The sequence below is a fragment of the Ruegeria sp. AL1 genome (assembly GCF_056540905.1).
The window spans coordinates 19,464-37,491 of record NZ_JBQFXP010000003.1 but is presented as its reverse complement, the minus strand read 5'-3'; the positions used below and the strand labels follow the sequence as shown (position 1 = coordinate 37,491).

Genomic DNA, 18,028 nt, shown 5'->3' with positions numbered 1-18,028 from the left:
AAAACATGCTGATAGTCCTCGGGCTGTATTTTGGTATCGCGTGGCTTGTGTTTTCCAAACTCAGGCTTCTGCCATGGAACGCTGTATCCAAAACAGTCATCTACAGCGGCGGCGTGATCATTGCACTTGTGGTGATCGGTGCGTTGAATCACACGACCCCGTCCGGCACCGCGTCCGTTCAAGGTGCTGTCATCAATATCGCACCAAACGTGTCGGGGCCGGTAGTTGAAGTTGCGGTCAAAGCCAATCAGCCGGTCAAAGCAGGCGACGTCCTGTTCCGCATCGATGACACAGAACAGGCGGCAGAGGTTGCGCGACTGGAGGCGTCGCTGGCTTCGGCTCAGGCCGAGGCCGATCAACTAAGGCATGATCTTGATGCCGCCGACGCAGATATAGCGTCTCTTGAGGCGCAACTGACCTTTGGCGTGGCGCGTCGCGATGACATTATCCGTCTTGCTGATCGTGGGGCGTCGTCGGAATTCAAACTACAGGAAGCCATGTCCGCCATTGACCAGCTTGAGGCTGGCCTGCGCGCTGCCAAAGCGCGCAAAGCCGGCCTTGAACGCCGTATCGCCGCGCAGGTCGACGGCGTCGACGTCGGGGTGGTTGAAGTCGAAAACCTGCTGGCGCAGGCCCAATGGACGTTGGAGCAAACCGTGGTCCGCGCCCCTTCTGATGGCGTGGTGACCGGGTTGTCCCTGCGTCCAGGCAATCGGGTCACAACATTGCAAGGCGCGATCAATTTCGTAGTACCCGAGGATCGGGTTCTGATCGCAACCCTGCCCCTGAGCAGCCTTCAGAACGTTCATGCAGGCGACAAAATTCGGATTGCACTTAGAGGCGCACCCGGACGAGAGTTCGAAACAACCATTCGAGACATTCCCCCCGCCACGAGCGAAGGCGCGCTGGATTTAAGGTCTGGCCTTCCGTCCTTGCGTGAACTGGCCGGGTCTTCCGAATACACCGTCATCGCCAACATCCCCGACGATCTGAACGCAGATGTAACCAAACTGGGCGCATCCGGGACAGCACTTGTGATCACCCAAGAGGCCGGAGCCATTTCCGTACTTGCCGAGATACTGTTCTGGATCACCAAGAAGCTCAACTACATATGAGGATAAGATGTCACTCACCAAATCCTTCCTTGGCGCTTTCATACTTGGTGCTGCATACAGCCTCGCCGGCTCACCCGCAGATGCGCAAAACCCTCTGGACAAAGCGATGAAAGGCGTAGCAGGTGTTGCGAAAAAGGCCGGGGACGTCGCAGAATCTGCGGGCGAAACTGTTTTGGACGCGACCAGTGTTTCTACCCCAACCGAGATCGACAGCGAGGTCACCGTTGCGCTCGATCAATTGTACCAAAGCTCATCCGAAGCCAGAGACCTGTCCGAACAAGCGGTAGCCATATTGGTGTTCCCGAAGATTACAAAAGGGGGCTTCGGGGTTGGTGGCCAGTTCGGCGAGGGAGCCATGCGCGAAAACGATGCCACGACCGGTTACTACAGCATCGCTGGCGCGTCATACGGGTTTCAGGCAGGCGTGCAGCAGTTCTCATACGCGATGTTCTTTATGAACACATCCGCGCTGGAATATTTCCGTGACAACCGAGGCTGGGAAGCCGGTACTGGACCAACACTGGTTGGCGGAGACCAGGGCTGGTCTGCGTCTATGGGAACAAATGACCTTCAGGGCGACATCGTACCGATAGTGTTCGGCCAAGAAGGGTTGATGGCCGGAACCAGTCTTCAGGGGACAAAGATCAGTCAGCTCGACAAGTGACGAAGGAATGCACTCAGGGCTCCCCATGATCCAACATGCTGATACCGGTCATCCGAAACGAAAGAGCCTACGGCAGCTTTGTCCCGCAGACTGTGAGTTTGTTGCCTCTGTCTTTTGTAATCGCGACGAAAGTTCGGAAGGCGGGCTCTGCTGCAGCATCTGAAGGCCTCGCTCAAGATCTAATATGGGCCGTCGTCAACCCAACCGCTTCTTGAACCTCAGAGTTGCCGCTAGCAGCCCGAATGCCGCAAATCCGATCATCCAGAGAATTCCCCAGCGCAAGTCGTACAGCGACGCATCCCGCAGGACCACACCGCGGATCATTTCCATAAAGTGCGTTGCCGGCAGGACCTGAGCAATCATCTGGACGGGCTGTGGCATTCCGTCGAAGGGGAACATGAAGCCGGACATCAGGATCGAGGGCAACAGGACAAAGATGGTCATCTGCATCGACTGAAGCTGGTTCTTTGCAAGCGTGGAAATCACCAGTCCCAGCGACAGGCTGGCGACGATGAACAGCAACGTCACCACCAACAGCACACCCAGCCCGCCATTGATCGGGACATCGAACAGGACGTGCCCGAGGCCGAGGATGATTGCGACCTGTATCAGGCCCAGAAAGATATAGGGGATGATCTTGCCGATCATCAGTTCGATCGATTTGATCGGGGTGTTGATCAGCATCTCCATATTGCCCCGCTCGCGTTCGCGGACGATGGCGGCTGAAGTGAAAAGGATCATCGTCATGGTCAGGATCACACCGACAAGACCCGGCACGATATTGACCGCCGACCGCTGCTCGGGGTTGAAATAAAGCGTCACCTCGAACGTGGGCACCTGCCGGTTTGGCGGCTGTTGCAGCAATTCGGTCAAAGGCATCGTGCGCAGGGATTTGATCGCGCTGGCCACCATCGTGTCCGAACCATCGACGATCCAATGGGCAACAGGCCGGCTGCTGGTCTGGTCGGTTGCGTCGGGCAAGCCCAGCCCGACCGACGGGCTGCGGGCAAGTCGCTGGCTGACATCCGGCGGGATGATCAGCGCGGCGCGCACGCGGGATTCAGTGATCGCGCGTTCGGCCTCTTGCGGGGTGGTCAGCTGTTCGGTGATGGTCACGACCTGCGTGGCCTGAACGATCTGCGCCAGTGTGCGGGATAGTTCGGTTCCGGACTGATCCACCACCGCGACGGGCACATGGCGCAGGTTGGTGTTGATCGCATAGCCAAACAGCAGCAGTTGGATCAGCGGGATCATGATCACCATGGCGAACGTCATCCGGTCTCGCCGCAGTTGCAGCAGCTCTTTCTTCAGTACAGCGGCAATGCGACGAGGAGAGATCACTGTTCCAGGCCCCGTGTGGCGCTGACGAACACGTCTTCCAGATTTGGCCGCTGCGGGGTCAGCGACAGGTTGGCAAACGCAGCAAGCTGGCTGCGTAGCATATCCACCGGCTGAGGCTCGGATTTGTCCACCAGCACACGCAGCCGCGACCCGACTTGCGCGGTCGACAGAATCTTGGACTGACCGTCCAACGCGTGTTTGACCTTGCGCAGGTCCGGGCCTTCAACTTCGACAACATCGGCTTGCAGATCATCCATCAACTGGCGTGGAGACCCGTCGGCCTTTTTCACACCGTGTTGCAGGATCGCCAGCCGGTGACAGCGCTCGGCTTCGTCCATGAAATGGGTCGAGACGATCATCGTCGCGCCCTGATCGACCAGATCGAACAATTGCTCCCAGAATGTGCGGCGGGTTTCGGGATCAACGGCGGAGGTCGGCTCGTCCAGAAACAGCAATTTGGGTCGATGCATGACCGTCGCCGCAAGGGCGAGTTTTTGTCGTTGTCCGCCGCTCATACTGCCGCTGAGTTGATTGATGTTCGTTGTCAGATCATAGGTCTGAAGTAACTCGTCAATCCGATCCTTAGCCGTTCTCACGGGAATGCCATAAATCTCTGCCGCGAACCGGAGGTTTTCAAGCACGGTCAGGTCACGGTAGTACGAGAAGATCTGGGTCATATACCCGATCTCATTCTTCAACGGCTCTGCCGCCTCGGGCATCGATTGACCCAGAACCGAGACTGCCCCGCTGCTGGGGGTCAGCAGCCCGGTCAGCATGCGCATGGTGGTGGTCTTACCGCAGCCATTGGGGCCGAGAAAGCCGTAGATCTGGCCGGTTCGGATTTCGAGGTCCAGATTGTTCACGGCAGTGTTGTCCCCGAACCGGCGGGTCAGACCTTTCGTCGAGACGACGACATCGTTCATGGCATGGGGACCTGCACGGGCACTCCGGCGGGCAGGTCCGGGGATGCGGTGGGCAGGTCAATTTCGGCCAGATAAACAAGACGAGTCCGGTCATCCTGGTTCAAACCGTAATAGGGCGTGAACGACGCATCGTCGCTGATCCAGCGGATCACCCCGTCCAGCGGATCGGCCAGCCCGTCAACGCGCACGTCCAGCCTGTCGCCGGGTTTCAGATTGACGCGATGCGGCTCTGGCACATAGACGCGCGCGTACGGCGTCTGGCCCGTGACCATCACGGCAACCGGGCTGCCGGAGGTTACACGTTCGCCCAAATTCCACGGAAGGGAATCCAACACGCCGTCGCGGGTGGCAGTGACCGTCAAATCGTCCAACACGGTCTGTTCGGCGGCGACTGAGGCTTCTGCCGCCCGCACATTGGCCTCGGCAACTGCAAGGTCTTCAGGGCGGGTGCCGTTTTGTAGCTCTTTCAGGGACTCCTGAGCGCTGGCCAGTTCAGCCCGCGCGGAATCGCGCAGGGCCAGATCATTTGCCACCTGCGCCTCGGTCACGACCGAGTTTTCGACCAGTCTGGCGTTTCGGTCATAGATGGCCTCGGCATCGGCAAGGCGCGCAACAGCGCCTGCAACCTTGGCCTCGGCAACCGCAATCTCTTCCTCGCGCGGGCCCACCTGCAGTTTCAGAAGCGTGGCCTGCGTCCTTTCCAGTTCAGCCAGTGCCAGTGCCAGCTTTGCGCTTTGCAGGGTGGGGTCAAGCTGAACCAGCGTGTCGCCAGCCTTCACCACAGCACCTTCGGCAATCGGCAAATCGACAACGATTTCGCTGGCCGTCGCGGTCAAAGCCACCCGGTCGCGCGCCAATACGCCCAAAGCGACGCCGGTATCGGACCCAGAGCACCGGTCCAGAAAGGCGGGCAGGACAGCCGCCAGGATCAAAGGTAAGGGGATCGTCAGATTCAACAAGGCTTCCCTCCGGTGCTTGGCCTTTGAACGCATTGGGCGATCGTCAAAGCATAAAATCAGGAAATCCGATTTATGTATACGGTTCAGTCACCGCAGATGGCAGGACAGGGTCATGCGGGCAGCCGCGCCAGCCAGTCCTCCAGCTTTTTTCCGATCAGATGGGGGTTATCTTCCTGCAGGAAATGAATGCCTTCGCCGATATCCACCACGTCGAGATTCTGGATGGTTTGGCGGCACCAAGCGACCTCTTTTGGCCCGATGATGCCTCCGGGTTTCGCATGGAACATCAGCATCGGGATCTGAGTTTCTCTCAGCCAACGGCTGTAGGCGTCGACAATGTCGTGAACGTCCGAAGGTGTGCCGTCGATCGGTATTTCACAAGGCCACACCCGAACCGGCTTGCGACTGCGCGCGGTGGGGAATGGCGCTCGATAGCGCTCCATTTCCTGCGGTGTCAGGTCGCGCACAACGGCGCTTGGCAGGATTTTCTCGACGAACATATTTAGACCCGAGATCATCATACACCCCAGCCCGGGCGTCCGCATCATGCGAAACCCGGCGCGGAAGTCGGGCGGGAACCCGCCCCAGCTCATCAAGCGAATGACGCCCTCCATGAACGCGATGCCGCGGGTGTTTTCAGGATGCCGGTGCGCATAGTGGAACCCCAATGCCGAGCCCCAGTCATGGATGACCAGCGTCATGTCCTTCAGCCCCAGCGCCTTGATGAAGCCGTCAACGTAGGGAACGTGGTCGACAAAGCGATTGGGAATATCCGGCTTATCCGATTTGCCCAGGCCGATCAGATCCATCGCGATAGCGCGGCCCTGCCTGGCGGCATAAGCGACTTTACTTACTCAATGCCGACGCGAACTCAAGAAAACAACATCCCGGCCTAGGCCTTACTCGGCAAACTATCAGTAACTTGCTTGAAAAATCCGAGCAAATCTTCCGCGAGAGACTTGAGCCCTAAAAGCGCCGCCTGGCCTGAGATAGTGAGGATGTCGTTCCTATTTCAGAAGTTGATGCCGCAATACTGCGACGTTCACCGCCAGCCCGGGCAGAAGCCATTGAAATAATCTCACCACTGACAGAACTTCGCTTAGTTGTGCATCGCGTTCGGCACAGCACATGAGCTGCAGTGGCGCGATTTTGGACATATTGGGCAGTCCGAAGGCCAGTGACACGGCCGCCTCGTGCACATGCCTGACAGCATGTTCATGTTCTCCCGATAGAACAATTGATCGCAGATCGGTCCATGCGGGATCGAAGTAGCTTGGCCACCGTGCAAAGGCGCGGTAGTCCGTGTTCACAAAGGGCAAACCAAGCGTTTGCCGGATATCTGCATAAAGCGCTGCAATAACCGGGTCCGCATGATGCGGCTCGATCAGCACGGGCTTCATAGCTGTAGTGCCCCGTGCATCGTGCGGTTGCGTAGGACCGTTGCCGTCCCAGGCATTACCTTCCAGCAATAGACGCGCCAAGGTCGCCATGAGCACGTACGGCATGTTGCCGGACGAAAAGATCTCGTTGCAGTTTTTGATTTCTTCGATCTCTCGATCATCGTAGCCCAATGTGGTGAGTTTTGGGCGAATGGCAGCAGGACCAAGGGATGCTGCTTCTTGCTCCGCGACCGCCCGCAGTTCCCGACAAGCGTCTGCGAACGCTTGGGTCGCCACGGCAGGCTCCATCGCTTGCCACAGACAGTCGTAAAAATTTCGGTAGTGAGCGAAGGCCATCGCGACGACACCCATCCATGGCACACCAAGACCGCGTTTGGTGCGTTCGTAAACGTCTGCCAGCGCCGCATCAGCTGCATATTCCGGGACAGGCTGGATGGTTGGGATCGGATCAGGCCTCTGTCGGCTTAGTTCAGGCATCCGCTGTCGTCTCTTGCGGCAATCCCTCGCTCCATCTTCTGAGTTCATCGAGGAACGTCAACGCGGTTCGGCCGAAGTTCGTGATTTCATACTGGACCGAGACGGGAGCGGAATCCAAAACCTCGCGTCGCACCAATCCTTGCGTCTCGAGTTGGCGCAGCCGCTCGACAATCATCTTCTTGCTCGCCCCGCCAATCATTCGGGCAAGATCGTTGAACCGGACCGGGCCGTCCTTGAGATGCCACAGGATTGAACCCGTCCACTTGCCGCCAATAATTCGCATGCCGCGCTCAATGGCGCAGGGCTCGACACAGGCTTCGACCGCATGTCGCCGCCCCAGTTCGTCTTGTTTGACCCGTGCCCTCATTTCGATCCCGATTAGGTTACCAAAAGTATACTGGTTGCAATTTGTGCGCGTTGCTCAAAGATTTCGGCAACACACACACGCTGTCAAGCACCAATAGACATCACTGGATCCAGATATGCCCAAGCCCGACATTCTTCTTTATACTGCGAACACTATGAACGGTTGGAAGCCGCTAATCTTTCTGCACGAGGCAGAAATTGACTACGACATGGTACCGATCAGCTTTTCCAAGAAAGAGCAGAAAGCGCCGGCCTACATGAAGCTCAACCCCAATGGGCGCATTCCCACGATCGTGGACCGTGGAAATGGAGACTTTGCGGTCTTCGAGTCCGGAGCCATCCTTTGGTACCTGGCGGAGAAATTCGATCGCTTCCTCAGCCATGATCCGAAGGAACGTTCAGAGACCTTGCAATGGTTGATGTTCCAGATGGGCGGTATTGGCCCAATGATGGGACAAGCCATGTTCTTTCAACGAATTGCCAAGCCCAATGGCGATGACGTGCCTTACGCCATCAAACGATACGTGGATGAAAGCAGGCGCCTGTTGGAAGTGCTGGACACGAAACTGGAAGGGCGGGATTGGCTTGTGGGCGACGCAATGTCGATTGCAGACATCGCAACTTACCCTTGGGCGAGAAGCTATTTCTGGGCCACAGTCAGCGTGGAGGGGCTGCCCCATCTGCAGGCTTGGTTCGACCGCCTGGATGCGATGCCAAAGGTCCAAGAGGCGTTGCAATTGCCAGAACCGAGGCCATCAGCCTTTGGCAAAGGGGATATTGATGCAGCCGCCAATGCAAATGCCGCACGGTTCAAGGAGGCCTGAGATGACCCAACCTATTCGCGTAGACATCGTTTCGGACGTCGTCTGCCCATGGTGTGCCATCGGGTATTACCAATTGGTCAAGGCAGCGGATGAAACCGGTATCGGGATCGAGGTTCATTGGCATCCCTTCGAGCTCAATCCGCAGATGGCTGAAGAGGGTGAGAATTTGCGCGAGCATCTTGCAGTTAAGTATGGAACCACACCGGAAGGCTCAAAGAAGGCTCGTGCGCGTCTCACGGAATTGGGCAAAGCCTTGAGGTTGACCTTCAACTACGCGGACGACATGCGGATGGTGAATACCTACCGCGCTCACCAACTGATTGAATGGGCCGGGGATCAGGACCTTGCGCATGAGGCGAAGCTTGCGCTGTTTGAAGCCTTTTTCACATGGCGTAAGAACCTGAATGACCCAAGTGTCTTGGCCGAAATCGCACAAAGCATCGGGTTGGATCGTGATACGGCATTGGCCATGCTGGCATCCGGTGAAACGGCCGAGATCGTGCGCCAGAAAGAGCAGTTCTGGACGTCCCGCGGCGTAACCGGCGTGCCCGCAATGATCTTTCAACGCCAGCACCTCGTCAGCGGGGCGCAGGGCGAGGACAACTACGCTCGAATTCTACAACATCTGGTGGAAACAGAAGCCGCTTAGGTTCGCCAAGCAACCGCGGCTAGGGGAGGAAATACAATGAGCAAAGCACAGGTGATCCACAAGAAGGGTCCGCCCAGTTGCATGGTGTGGGAAGATTGGCCTGTCCCTAATCCCGCCCCAGGAGAGGTTCGGCTGAAGCACACCGCTGTTGGTGTGAACTTTGCCGACACCTATCATCGCGGAGGCATTTCTCATCCATGGCCAGTGCCGGATGAGCCGGTCGTGATCGGGTTCGAAGGTGTTGGGATTGTCGAAGGTGTTGGGGACGGCGTGACCGGCTTCGAAACCGGGGACCGGGTGGCCTACGGCATCCCGCCATTGGGCAGCTATTCCGAGGTACGCAATTACCCTGCGGATAAGCTGCTGCACTTGCCGGATGGGCTAGACTACAAGCAAGTGGCGGCCCTTTTGATGAAAGGCATGACCGCGCATTACCTTCTGCATCGGACCTACGCTGTGCAACCCGGGGATACGATTCTCGTCCACGCCGCAGCAGGTGGCATGGGGTTGATCCTGTGCCAATGGGCCCGAGCATTGGGGGCCACTGTCGTCGGCACCGTTTCAACGCCGGAAAAGGCTGAGGTGGCGCGGGCCGCAGGGTGCGGCCACCCGGTCGTTCGGTCGGAGCAGAGCTTTGTCGATGTCGTACGTGAGGTCACAGATGGTGAAGGATGCGCCGTGGTCTACGAGGCGATCGGCAAAGACACATTGCAGGACTCGCTGGATTGTCTGCGTCTGATGGGTGTCTGCGCTGCTTACGGCCACGTCTCTGGCCCCCCCGATCCAGTCGATATCATTCAAGATCTCGGACGGCGAGGATCATTGTTCATCACCCGTCCCGCGATCATGCACTATGTGGCCAAACGATCGGATCTTGAATGGACAGCCCGCGATTTGTTCAAGGCCATCGGCGACGGCATTCTGGATGCCAACATTAACTATGAATACCCGCTCAAGGATGCCGTCAAAGCTCATGAGGCAATTGAAAGCGGAACCACGCTTGGTGCGACTGTCCTGGTCCCATGAGTGGTCTTGCAGGGATAAAAGCACTCACCTTCGACACGGGGGAACGGTGCTCGATTGGCATACTGGGTTCCGCGAGGCCTTTCAAACGGCCTAAAACGTGGCATCAGTCGTGATTGGTCGACGTTGGCAAATGAACTGCGCCGCCGAAGCTTGGAAGCGATGGTTGATCTCGGCAAAAACGGCCCACCAAGCTACAACTTTGATGACCGCACAGGTTCTGTCTTGATGCCCTGCTGACCGCCGAGGGCCTTGAGGCGTTCGACGTGGCCGACCATAAAGCGACTGCCTGGGACGCTCCGCACAGTATCAAAGCGTGGTCTGATGTTCGGCAAGGCCTGAAAGAGCTCCTCAAACGGTATCTCGTCGTGAGCTTCACTCTCCTCTCCTATCGTTTGGTCATCGATAGCTCCCGCGCTAATGAATTAGACTGGGATGCGATCCTCTCCTGCGAAGGCCTCGGAGTTTATAAGATGTTGCCCGAGGCGTATCGATCGGCAGCCAGCATGCTCCAGTTCGAGCCGGAAGAATGCCTCATGGTAGCCTGCCATCCCTTCGATCTTGATGCTGCACGAGCGGTGGGGTTCAGAACAGCTCTCGTGCGAAGACCCGAAGAATGGGGCGACGCTCCAGAGGACCAACCGGAGCTCCCTCAAATCGGCACGTACGATTTCGAAGTGGATAGCTTTGTTGAGCTAGCGCGTGCTATCCGCTGACGGAGTGACCTTGTGATACCGAGGCAACGTAAATGTGGTGGGCCAAGCGTCGTGTGCGTGTCGATGCCCAGGCCCAGCACAGTTTCGTTGTGGTCCAACGAAATGCGCAACTTAGATCGCCATGGCGCGCATTGAAAATCCGCTGCTCTACGGTGCGGAAATTCTTGTATCCGTTTGAGGTTCGAGGAAGTAGCCATTCAGTTCGTTGGCCTTAGTGGCGTCTTTGTCCCGCGAACCGTGAGTTCACGCAGTCTTTGATTTTGCGGTTGCGGCGAATGTCCAGATAGCGGGCTGCGGTCGCAGCATCTCGATTGGTGGCTGAATGTCGGGTATGGGCCGAGCTTGGAAGCGAAGCGCCCGGCACCGTTAGTTTCAATGCTTCGAAACAAACAGAGCAGATTCGAGTACAGTTTTAAAGCTTACTCAAAACGGTAGAACCTTTTTGCAATGTCATGGAACACGCAGTTCTGATGCGCATCAGGGATCAGTTCTTGAAGACGCGACACCAGTTCATTGAAGGTTGAAGAGAGACTGTCGACCGGAAAGTTCGAGCCGAACATGCAGCGATGGGCGCCGAATTGCGACAAGCAGGTTGAAACGATTGGTGCGACGCTTTCCACGCTCCGGTTGTGATCAAACATACCGAGACCGGAGAGCTTGCAATAAACGTGAGGCAGTTCGGATAAGGAACTGAGCGCCTCTTGCCAGTGACTTAGTCCCTCGGCATTGCGGTCATATGGTGAGCCCGCGTGACAAAGCGCTACAGACGTATGCGGTGCCTGAGAAAGCACTTCGGCAGTCTGTTCCATCAGTTCGGGGAGTAATTGCAGATCAAAGGACAGGCCACGCTCACCCAAGGCTGTCAGACCGGTCTTGAAAGCCGGGTTTCCAAGCAGAGTATTTGTGCCGGTTTTGGCATCCTCACCGGGCGCGCGCCCTACGATCTGACGAACACCGCGGACCGAGGGTAACGATTGAAAGCGGTCGAGTTGGTACTCCAGATCATTGGCCGTCAGATCGCAAAACACGACCTGAACCAGCGGCCAGTCCGGATATCGGTCGGCCACGGATTGCACCCACTGCGCCTCGGCCCAGGGATCCGCGGCACCGACCTGGATATGGACCGACGCAGAGAAACCCTGCGCTGACGCATCCGCGCGATACTCTGGCAACAAGTAATCCCGCTGGATCGGCGTGGGGTCGCCAAAGAACCGAACGGCGCCCTTTTCCATCAACCAAGGATACTCCACCGCGTTCAGGTCCCACAGATGATGATGTGCGTCTATCTTCATGGTGCCTCAATCCCGGTTGTCCGACCCAGAATGTCGACACCCTGCTGTTTCCAGAAATGCAACAGGTCTATGAATATCCAGTTTTCGGCCAGCTTGTCCTGCGCGCGGCGATAGATATCGATCACCCTGAACTCGCCGGGTTTGCCCGTGGCCGGCATACCCATGAACCCCCCTGAGGGTGTGGCAGTGAAGTTGGGCCAGCCAAAGAAGCCGCCATAATGCCCCTCGGCCAGGCGGCAGATATGATTGGTCTTTGAGCGGTCTTTGAAAGCGGCGCGGAACGGTCCCGAATGTTGCTTGGCATAGCGTTCGATCGTGTAGGTCGCGCCGATCCCCTCGGGCCCCCACCAGATCATGTCGTGGTGCCAGGTTCGGGCCAATTCCTCTTCCAGCGGTAACCCGCTTCCCCACTGGCCGAGATCCGAAATCATCGCGTTGATCACGGCCAGTGTTTTTTCCCCGTCCGCAACGGGTTGTTCTGCCAACAGCAGACCGTCATGTGGCCTTGGGCCGGGTTGCACCAGATGCGCCGCTGTTTGCGGAGGAAACGGGTTCTGTCCGGCTTGCACCATGAGATGTGGTATGTCGAAATACATCGCCGTTTCCGTGATCTGGCCGCCGGCGACCTTGTAGAATGTGCAATAGCGCAGAAAGGCCAGCTTTCCGGTCGGGCGAATGCCCAGCCAGGGATGGTCGAAAAGCCCCATCAAATGCCCCATGGTGACGACCCAAACATCCGCCTCATCCCGCAGCGAATTCTGCCCGGCGAACAGGATATCGACCCGGTTCTGCAATTGGGTCAGGCTGGATTTCAGGGGTGTCCAGAATTGCTGTGCAACCATGTCGGGGCCTTGGATCAGGTTGAACGGGTGAAAGCCGCGCCACACTATATCTGGTGCACAGAAACGGCTGATCACACCGGAAACGTCTTGGACTGACGCTGACTCCAAGGCCGCGTGAAAGTCGGTGACAACTTTTTTCTCTTTCTGGAAGGTCACGGTATTTCCCATTTTTGTCAGGGTATTACGAGTGTGGTGCCGCGGGGGTGAATCGAGCAGCTAGCGTATAATTGCATACGTATGCAAAAAAGTCTTGCCTGATTTGATGCATGCGAATTACAGTTTTGCAAACGTATGCAAAACCGAATCCTTGCAGGGGGCACCATGGCGGAAATTCAGTTGCGGAACGTCGGCAAGCGATGGGGTGCGTTTGTTGGGGTGCATAATTTCGACCTGACAATCGCGGATCGCGAGTTTCTGGTGCTGCTGGGGCCATCGGGTTGCGGCAAGACCACCACCATGCGGATGATCGCAGGGCTGGAGGATGTGACCGAGGGTGACATTCTGATCGACGGCAACGTGGTGAATGATCTGGAACCCAAAGACCGCGATGTGGCGATGGTGTTTCAGAGCTATGCGCTTTACCCCAACATGAACGTTTACGAGAACATTCGCTTTCCGCTGAAAGTGCGCGGGATCGATCCGGCGACCCATGATGACAAGGTGCGCCGCGCGAGCGCTATGGTCGAGCTGGACGATTTCCTGCATCGCAAGCCCGCTGAACTGTCTGGCGGTCAGCGGCAGCGTGTGGCGCTGGCCCGCGCCATCGTGCGTGAGCCGAATGTGTTCCTGATGGACGAGCCTCTGTCGAACCTTGACGCAAAGCTGCGGGTCTCGACCCGGGCGCAGATCAAGAACCTCAGCCACGAATTGGCGGTGACGACGATCTATGTGACCCACGATCAGATCGAGGCGATGACTCTGGCCGACCGCGTTGTGGTGATGAAACAGGGCGTGGTTCAGCAGGTCGGCAGCCCGACCGAGATCTATGACCGTCCGGCGAACACGTTTGTGGCCAGCTTTATCGGCTCGCCCGCCATGAACCTGATGGACGGTGAGGTGTCGGGTGGTGTGTTCCGCGCCGAGCATGTCGAAATTCCGGTCGATGCGCCGAACGGCCCGATGACGCTGGGCTTCAGGGCCGAAGATGCCAGCCTTGCCGAAGGCGCAGGCCAGATTACCGCACCGATCTACACGCTGGAACTGCTGGGCGACGCAACCATGATATCGGTCCGGGTCGGCGGGGCATTGGTCTCGGTCAAGGCTGACAAAGCCTTCCGCGCCGAGATCGGAGATGATGTCTCGTTCTCGGTGCCAACAGAAATCTGTCACCTCTTCGAAGCTGGAAGCGGTGCGCGGATCGGGGAGTAACCCCCAACGACAGCCCATAGGGGCACAACAGCGGTCCGGGCGTCGACGACGGACCCATCCTGACAGGGAGAAACGCATGAAACTCAAGACAATCCTAATGGCAGGCGCCATGGCCATCGCAGCAAGCGGTGCATCAGCAGCCTGTTCCTATGAAAACGAAGTGCCGCTGAAATCGCTATCGGCGGGGTTCGAGGCATGGAAAGCGGTAACGGATGCGATGGCCGAGTGCGGTAATTTCAGCGCCTCGCTGGATCAGGAATTCCGCGAGAAGCAGCCCGAAGCATTCGCTGCCGACCCCTCGCTCTATCAAATCGGCGGTGTGGCAAATGAAACCATGATCCCGCTGCTGAACGCGGGCACGATCCGTCCGCTGGATGATCTGGTTGCAAAATACGGGCAAGACCTGCTGCCCAACCAGCTGATCAAAGTCGACGGCAAGGTGATGGCGATCGCCATGATGGTGAACGCGCAGCACCTGATGTACCGTTCGGACGTTCTGGCCGATCTGGGCATCGAAGAGCCCAAGACCTATGACGACGTTCTGGCCGCCGCGGCCAAGATCAAAGAGGCCGGTGTGATGGAATACCCCATCGGCGGCACCTTCAAAACCGGTTGGAACCTGGCACAGGAATTCGTCAACATGTATATGGGCGAAGGCGGCACGTTCATCGGCGAAGGCAACATGCCTGCGATCAACAATGAAAAGGGCGTTAAAGCGCTTGAGACGATGAAGGCCATGACCGAGTTCATGGATCCCGAATACCTCGTGTCCGATTCCACCTATGTTCAGCAGCAGTTCCAGCAGGGCAAGATCGCCATGGCGAACCTGTGGGCCAGCCGCGCCGCTGCCATGAATGACGAGGCTGAAAGCCAGGTGGTCGGCAAGGTCACCATGGCGTCGGCCCCGATGGGCTCCGAGCGCCCCTCGACCACGATCTGGTGGGACGGCATCGTTCTGGCCTCGAACATGAGCGACGAAGAGGCAGACGCCGCCTTCCGTCTGGTCATGGAAGGGATCGACGGAGACATGGTCAGCGCCAACAATGACACCGCCGTCTGGCTGAACGCTGCTTACCAGCCCGGCGAACTGGCTGCTGGCGCTGCGGCTTCGGCGGAAAACGGTGCGGGGGCCTACCCGGCCAGCGCTGCAATGGGTGTGCTGCACAGCGCGTTGGGCAATGGTCTGGCCGATTACCTGACCGGGGCCAAGGACGCGCAGACCGCACTGGCCGATATCGAGGCGGACTATATCACCGCCGCGAAAGAGGCTGGTCTGATCAGCAACTGATCCTCTCTGGGGAGGGCCCCGTGCCCTCCCTATTTCCCCACCCGAGAACCATGAGAAAGGCAGAGCCATGAATTTCAGGACATTTGCCGCCTTTGTTGGCCCCTCTGTCTTTATGATGCTTCTCTTTATCGCGTTCCCGTTGGCCAGCGTGTTCAAGCAGAGCTTTTACATCACCCAACCCGTCTACGAGACGGTCGAAGTCGAGACCTGCACCCCCGGCTTTCTGACCCAGACTTGCGTCACCGAAGAAAAGTCGCAACCCAAGCTGGATGAGCATGGCGAGGTGATCACCCAGACCGAATATGTCGGCCTGCAAAGCTATCGCAACGTGCTGGAGCCTGAACGCGCGTGGCGCGCGATCACCGAGGGCAACTGGTCGGTCCTGTCCACGATCAACTTCTGGAAGGCGCTGCGGTTCACGCTGACCTTCACGCTGATCACGCTGCCTCTGGTCATCGGGTTCGGGCTGGGTATCGCGGTTCTGATCAACAACGCCGCGCGGTCAATCCGCGGGCCGGTGATCTTTATTTCGCTGCTGCCGTTCATCATCACGCCGGTGATTGGCGCGCTGTCGATCAATTGGCTGTTCCGTGGGGACGGCATCCTGACGGCGCTGCTGGAATGGTGGTTGAACCGAGACATCGCGCTGTTTGCGCAGGCGTGGACGATTGAAATCCTGATGATGTTCTACCGTGTCTGGCACGTGGCCCCGTTTGCGGCCGTTGTGTTTTACGCCGGGCTGCAGACCGTCAATCAGGACAGTCTGGAAAGCGCCGTGATCGACGGGGCGACTCGTTGGCAGCGGATGAAATACATCGTCATTCCGCATCTGATGCCGCTGATCATTTTTGTCTCGATGATCCACCTGATGGACGCCTACAGGGTCTTCGAAGAGATCGTCGGTTTCTCGAGCCAAGCTTATGTCATCTCGCTGCAATGGCTGACCTTCGACTTCCTCGTGCCGGATCAGGCGGGCAACCGGTCGATCAGCCGGGCTTCGGCCAGCGCGATGCTGACCATGATCGGGATCGTCATTTTGCTGATCCTGCCGCTGCGCCGCACCTGGCGCGACCATAAAGGAGGCCACTGACATGTCCTCGCGCGCACTTCGCCAACCTCTCAGCCTGCGGCTGACCTCGAACATCTTCCTGGCGTTTTGGTGCCTTGTTGCCGCTTTCCCGATCGTCTGGATCGCAATCATGAGCGTCAAATCCCCAGTGGACGCCTATGACAGCAACGCTTTGAACGTGATCTTTGGCCCCGCGACGCTGGCCACAGGGAATGGGCTTTCGATTCTGGATATCATCCTAGGCATCGCGGTGATCTGGGGCGCGGCGATGCTCGTGACCAAAGTACTGCCCGGAAAGATCAAGGAATACACTTCGCCGGGACAGGAGTGGTTCGGTTGGGTGGTCGGAGTACTGGTCGCACTGATCGCATTCTTGCTGGTGTTCTTTGTCATCCTGCCTGCGGTTCTGAACGTACTGAACCCGCTGTTCGGTCCCTTGGGTCGCGATGCGTTGGGCATGACGACTGAACATTATAAAACTGTCTGGGTTGACCGGGGTTTTTCAAACAACTTTAAGAACTCGCTGATTGTGACCGCCGGGGTGGTGACCGTATCGCTGACCGTGGGAACGCTGGCGGGTTATGGGCTGGCGCGGTCGGGATCGACGCTGGCCTTCTGGATTTTGTTGATCGCGCTGATCTTCCGCGCGCTGCCCCATTCGGTTCTGGTGGCGGGCTATCTGCCGGTCTTCATCAACTCGGCCGAATGGCTGGCACCAATTCTGGGTGAGAACGCGCCGACGCTTTATGGCAAGCCTTTCGCCGTGATCGCGGTATTGGTGGCGATCAATCAGCCGTTCACGATCTGGATGCTGCGCTCGTTCTTCCAGAACATCCCGGCCGAACTGGACGAGGCCGCACGGGTCGATGGCTGTAACCACTTTCAGGCCTTCCGCCGCGTGATCATGCCGGTGATGTGGCCGGGGGTGATCACGACCGGGCTGTTCAGCTTCCTGCTGGCTTATAACGACTTTCTTGTGACCTCACTGCTGCTTGATGCGCAGAACCAGACGATGGTCCCCGCCATTGCGGGCATGTTCAACCGCGAGACAACGACGACCGATCAGGTGGTCGCCGTGGCCGCTGCGGTGTCGATCATCGCCCCGCTGTTCTTCCTTGTGATGATCTTCCAACGCCAAATCGTAAGCGGTCTGACCGCTGGCGCAGTAAAAGGATAAAGAAATGAAGGGTTCTCGCCCGGAACAAGCCGTTCTGACACGCGATACGGATATGTCCAAAACGGATGAAACCCGCCGCGTGATCGAAACCATGGTGGACGGTCTGAACGACCACCGTATTGACGATATCGGCGAGTTCTTCTCAAAGGGTTTCCGCTGGATGGGCAATCAGGGTTGCGGCACCAAAACCGGCCTGAAAGAGTTTCAGGACAACTGGCAGCGCCCGTTTCAGGCGGCGTTTTCGGACAAAACCTGCATTGATGAGGCGCGTCTTTACATGGGCGAATGGGCCGCCGCCTTTGGCCGGCAAGAGGCCACCCATTCCGGCGAGTTTCTGGGCATCGCCCCCACCGGCAAACGGGTTGAAATCCGTTATATGGATTTCTGGAAAGTGGTCGATGGCAAGATCGTCGACAACTGGGTGAACGTGGATTTCGCCCATGTGGCCGCGCAGCTGGGGGTCGATCTGTTCAACGGTGAGGGCTGGGAAGCCTATGACCGGGGTGAGAAAACCGCGCCCCGCCCCGACAAATAA

At 57.9% G+C, this 18,028-nt stretch carries 18 protein-coding genes and 1 pseudogene; 11 read left to right on the top strand and 8 right to left on the bottom strand.

Annotated features, from left to right (window positions below):
* The first annotated feature begins 5 nt into the window (after positions 1–5).
* Complete coding sequence (locus tag ACRZ9X_RS05600) at positions 6–1,115, top strand: HlyD family secretion protein (RefSeq protein WP_480516663.1); 1,110 nt, start codon at positions 6–8, stop codon at positions 1,113–1,115.
* Between the two features lie 7 nt (positions 1,116–1,122).
* The gene (locus tag ACRZ9X_RS05595) at positions 1,123–1,779 is read left to right on the top strand and encodes a lipid-binding SYLF domain-containing protein (RefSeq protein WP_480516661.1); all 657 of its coding nucleotides are present in this window, start codon (positions 1,123–1,125) and stop codon (positions 1,777–1,779) included.
* A 195-nt stretch (positions 1,780–1,974) separates the two neighbouring features.
* On the opposite strand, the gene ACRZ9X_RS05590 is transcribed toward ACRZ9X_RS05595, so the two are convergent.
* The 6 genes and pseudogenes from ACRZ9X_RS05590 to ACRZ9X_RS05565 all read right to left on the bottom strand — a co-directional run bounded on the left by ACRZ9X_RS05590 (position 1,975) and on the right by ACRZ9X_RS05565 (position 7,246).
* Complete coding sequence (locus tag ACRZ9X_RS05590; RefSeq protein ID WP_480516659.1) at positions 1,975–3,120, bottom strand: ABC transporter permease; 1,146 nt, start codon at positions 3,118–3,120, stop codon at positions 1,975–1,977.
* Positions 3,117–4,043: an ABC transporter ATP-binding protein gene (locus ACRZ9X_RS05585; RefSeq protein ID WP_480516657.1), complete on the bottom strand. Its 927-nt coding sequence runs from the start codon at positions 4,041–4,043 to the stop codon at positions 3,117–3,119. The genes ACRZ9X_RS05590 and ACRZ9X_RS05585 overlap by 4 nt, the downstream gene beginning before the upstream one ends.
* A complete protein-coding gene (locus ACRZ9X_RS05580) occupies positions 4,040–5,002 on the bottom strand; it encodes an HlyD family secretion protein (protein WP_480516655.1) in 963 nt (320 codons plus the stop codon). Before ACRZ9X_RS05580 ends, ACRZ9X_RS05585 begins: the two co-directional genes overlap by 4 nt.
* A gap of 110 nt (positions 5,003–5,112) precedes the next feature.
* Positions 5,113–5,823: pseudogene (locus ACRZ9X_RS05575) on the bottom strand (haloalkane dehalogenase); the annotation flags it as partial.
* A 186-nt stretch (positions 5,824–6,009) separates the two neighbouring features.
* Positions 6,010–6,927, bottom strand: a complete 918-nt coding sequence (locus tag ACRZ9X_RS05570) for a hypothetical protein (RefSeq protein WP_480516653.1) — start codon at positions 6,925–6,927, stop codon at positions 6,010–6,012.
* Positions 6,872–7,246 (bottom strand): winged helix-turn-helix transcriptional regulator, encoded by a 375-nt coding sequence (locus ACRZ9X_RS05565; protein ID WP_480516651.1) that lies wholly within the window; start codon positions 7,244–7,246, stop codon positions 6,872–6,874. Before ACRZ9X_RS05565 ends, ACRZ9X_RS05570 begins: the two co-directional genes overlap by 56 nt.
* A gap of 115 nt (positions 7,247–7,361) precedes the next feature.
* Between ACRZ9X_RS05565 and ACRZ9X_RS05560 the strand changes: the two genes are divergently transcribed.
* The 4 genes from ACRZ9X_RS05560 to ACRZ9X_RS05545 all read left to right on the top strand — a co-directional run bounded on the left by ACRZ9X_RS05560 (position 7,362) and on the right by ACRZ9X_RS05545 (position 10,457).
* On the top strand, positions 7,362–8,069 hold the full coding sequence (locus tag ACRZ9X_RS05560) for a glutathione S-transferase family protein (RefSeq protein ID WP_480516649.1): 708 nt from the start codon (positions 7,362–7,364) through the stop codon (positions 8,067–8,069).
* A gap of 1 nt (position 8,070) precedes the next feature.
* Positions 8,071–8,718, top strand: a complete 648-nt coding sequence (locus tag ACRZ9X_RS05555; protein WP_480516647.1) for a DsbA family oxidoreductase — start codon at positions 8,071–8,073, stop codon at positions 8,716–8,718.
* 36 nt (positions 8,719–8,754) lie between these two features.
* On the top strand, positions 8,755–9,744 hold the full coding sequence (locus ACRZ9X_RS05550) for a quinone oxidoreductase family protein (protein ID WP_480516645.1): 990 nt from the start codon (positions 8,755–8,757) through the stop codon (positions 9,742–9,744).
* A gap of 230 nt (positions 9,745–9,974) precedes the next feature.
* Positions 9,975–10,457: an HAD family hydrolase gene (locus ACRZ9X_RS05545; protein ID WP_480517294.1), complete on the top strand. Its 483-nt coding sequence runs from the start codon at positions 9,975–9,977 to the stop codon at positions 10,455–10,457.
* 419 nt (positions 10,458–10,876) lie between these two features.
* Here ACRZ9X_RS05545 and ACRZ9X_RS05540 read toward each other — a convergent pair whose 3' ends face one another.
* Together ACRZ9X_RS05540 and ACRZ9X_RS05535 are read right to left on the bottom strand one after the other, a co-directional pair.
* A complete protein-coding gene (locus ACRZ9X_RS05540; protein WP_480516643.1) occupies positions 10,877–11,749 on the bottom strand; it encodes an amidohydrolase family protein in 873 nt (290 codons plus the stop codon).
* Positions 11,746–12,759: an ester cyclase gene (locus ACRZ9X_RS05535; protein ID WP_480516641.1), complete on the bottom strand. Its 1,014-nt coding sequence runs from the start codon at positions 12,757–12,759 to the stop codon at positions 11,746–11,748. Before ACRZ9X_RS05535 ends, ACRZ9X_RS05540 begins: the two co-directional genes overlap by 4 nt.
* A gap of 153 nt (positions 12,760–12,912) precedes the next feature.
* On the opposite strand from ACRZ9X_RS05535, the gene ACRZ9X_RS05530 reads away from it, so the two are divergent.
* The 5 genes from ACRZ9X_RS05530 to ACRZ9X_RS05510 all read left to right on the top strand — a co-directional run bounded on the left by ACRZ9X_RS05530 (position 12,913) and on the right by ACRZ9X_RS05510 (position 18,028).
* Positions 12,913–13,959: an ABC transporter ATP-binding protein gene (locus tag ACRZ9X_RS05530; protein WP_480516639.1), complete on the top strand. Its 1,047-nt coding sequence runs from the start codon at positions 12,913–12,915 to the stop codon at positions 13,957–13,959.
* A gap of 76 nt (positions 13,960–14,035) precedes the next feature.
* Complete coding sequence (locus ACRZ9X_RS05525) at positions 14,036–15,247, top strand: ABC transporter substrate-binding protein (protein WP_480516637.1); 1,212 nt, start codon at positions 14,036–14,038, stop codon at positions 15,245–15,247.
* A gap of 67 nt (positions 15,248–15,314) precedes the next feature.
* Positions 15,315–16,337: a carbohydrate ABC transporter permease gene (locus ACRZ9X_RS05520; protein WP_480516635.1), complete on the top strand. Its 1,023-nt coding sequence runs from the start codon at positions 15,315–15,317 to the stop codon at positions 16,335–16,337.
* Position 16,338: 1 nt separating this feature from the next.
* Positions 16,339–17,493: a carbohydrate ABC transporter permease gene (locus ACRZ9X_RS05515; protein WP_480516633.1), complete on the top strand. Its 1,155-nt coding sequence runs from the start codon at positions 16,339–16,341 to the stop codon at positions 17,491–17,493.
* Between the two features lie 4 nt (positions 17,494–17,497).
* The gene (locus tag ACRZ9X_RS05510; protein ID WP_480516631.1) at positions 17,498–18,028 is read left to right on the top strand and encodes an ester cyclase; all 531 of its coding nucleotides are present in this window, start codon (positions 17,498–17,500) and stop codon (positions 18,026–18,028) included.

Excerpts from the sequence above, each read along its gene's own strand:
- ACRZ9X_RS05595 (WP_480516661.1), top strand. The coding sequence starts at position 1,123 with ATGTCACTCACCAAATCCTTCCTTGGCGCTTTCATACTTGGTGCTGCA.
- ACRZ9X_RS05530 (WP_480516639.1), top strand. The coding sequence starts at position 12,913 with ATGGCGGAAATTCAGTTGCGGAACGTCGGCAAGCGATGGGGTGCGTTT.
- ACRZ9X_RS05585 (WP_480516657.1), bottom strand. The coding sequence starts at position 4,043 with ATGAACGATGTCGTCGTCTCGACGAAAGGTCTGACCCGCCGGTTCGGG.
- ACRZ9X_RS05520 (WP_480516635.1), top strand. The coding sequence starts at position 15,315 with ATGAATTTCAGGACATTTGCCGCCTTTGTTGGCCCCTCTGTCTTTATG.
- ACRZ9X_RS05555 (WP_480516647.1), top strand. The coding sequence starts at position 8,071 with ATGACCCAACCTATTCGCGTAGACATCGTTTCGGACGTCGTCTGCCCA.
- ACRZ9X_RS05535 (WP_480516641.1), bottom strand. The coding sequence starts at position 12,759 with ATGGGAAATACCGTGACCTTCCAGAAAGAGAAAAAAGTTGTCACCGAC.
- ACRZ9X_RS05515 (WP_480516633.1), top strand. The coding sequence starts at position 16,339 with ATGTCCTCGCGCGCACTTCGCCAACCTCTCAGCCTGCGGCTGACCTCG.
- ACRZ9X_RS05540 (WP_480516643.1), bottom strand. The coding sequence starts at position 11,749 with ATGAAGATAGACGCACATCATCATCTGTGGGACCTGAACGCGGTGGAG.
- ACRZ9X_RS05525 (WP_480516637.1), top strand. The coding sequence starts at position 14,036 with ATGAAACTCAAGACAATCCTAATGGCAGGCGCCATGGCCATCGCAGCA.
- ACRZ9X_RS05510 (WP_480516631.1), top strand. The coding sequence starts at position 17,498 with ATGAAGGGTTCTCGCCCGGAACAAGCCGTTCTGACACGCGATACGGAT.
- ACRZ9X_RS05560 (WP_480516649.1), top strand. The coding sequence starts at position 7,362 with ATGCCCAAGCCCGACATTCTTCTTTATACTGCGAACACTATGAACGGT.
- ACRZ9X_RS05600 (WP_480516663.1), top strand. The coding sequence starts at position 6 with ATGCTGATAGTCCTCGGGCTGTATTTTGGTATCGCGTGGCTTGTGTTT.
- ACRZ9X_RS05570 (WP_480516653.1), bottom strand. The coding sequence starts at position 6,927 with ATGAACTCAGAAGATGGAGCGAGGGATTGCCGCAAGAGACGACAGCGG.
- ACRZ9X_RS05565 (WP_480516651.1), bottom strand. The coding sequence starts at position 7,246 with ATGAGGGCACGGGTCAAACAAGACGAACTGGGGCGGCGACATGCGGTC.
- ACRZ9X_RS05550 (WP_480516645.1), top strand. The coding sequence starts at position 8,755 with ATGAGCAAAGCACAGGTGATCCACAAGAAGGGTCCGCCCAGTTGCATG.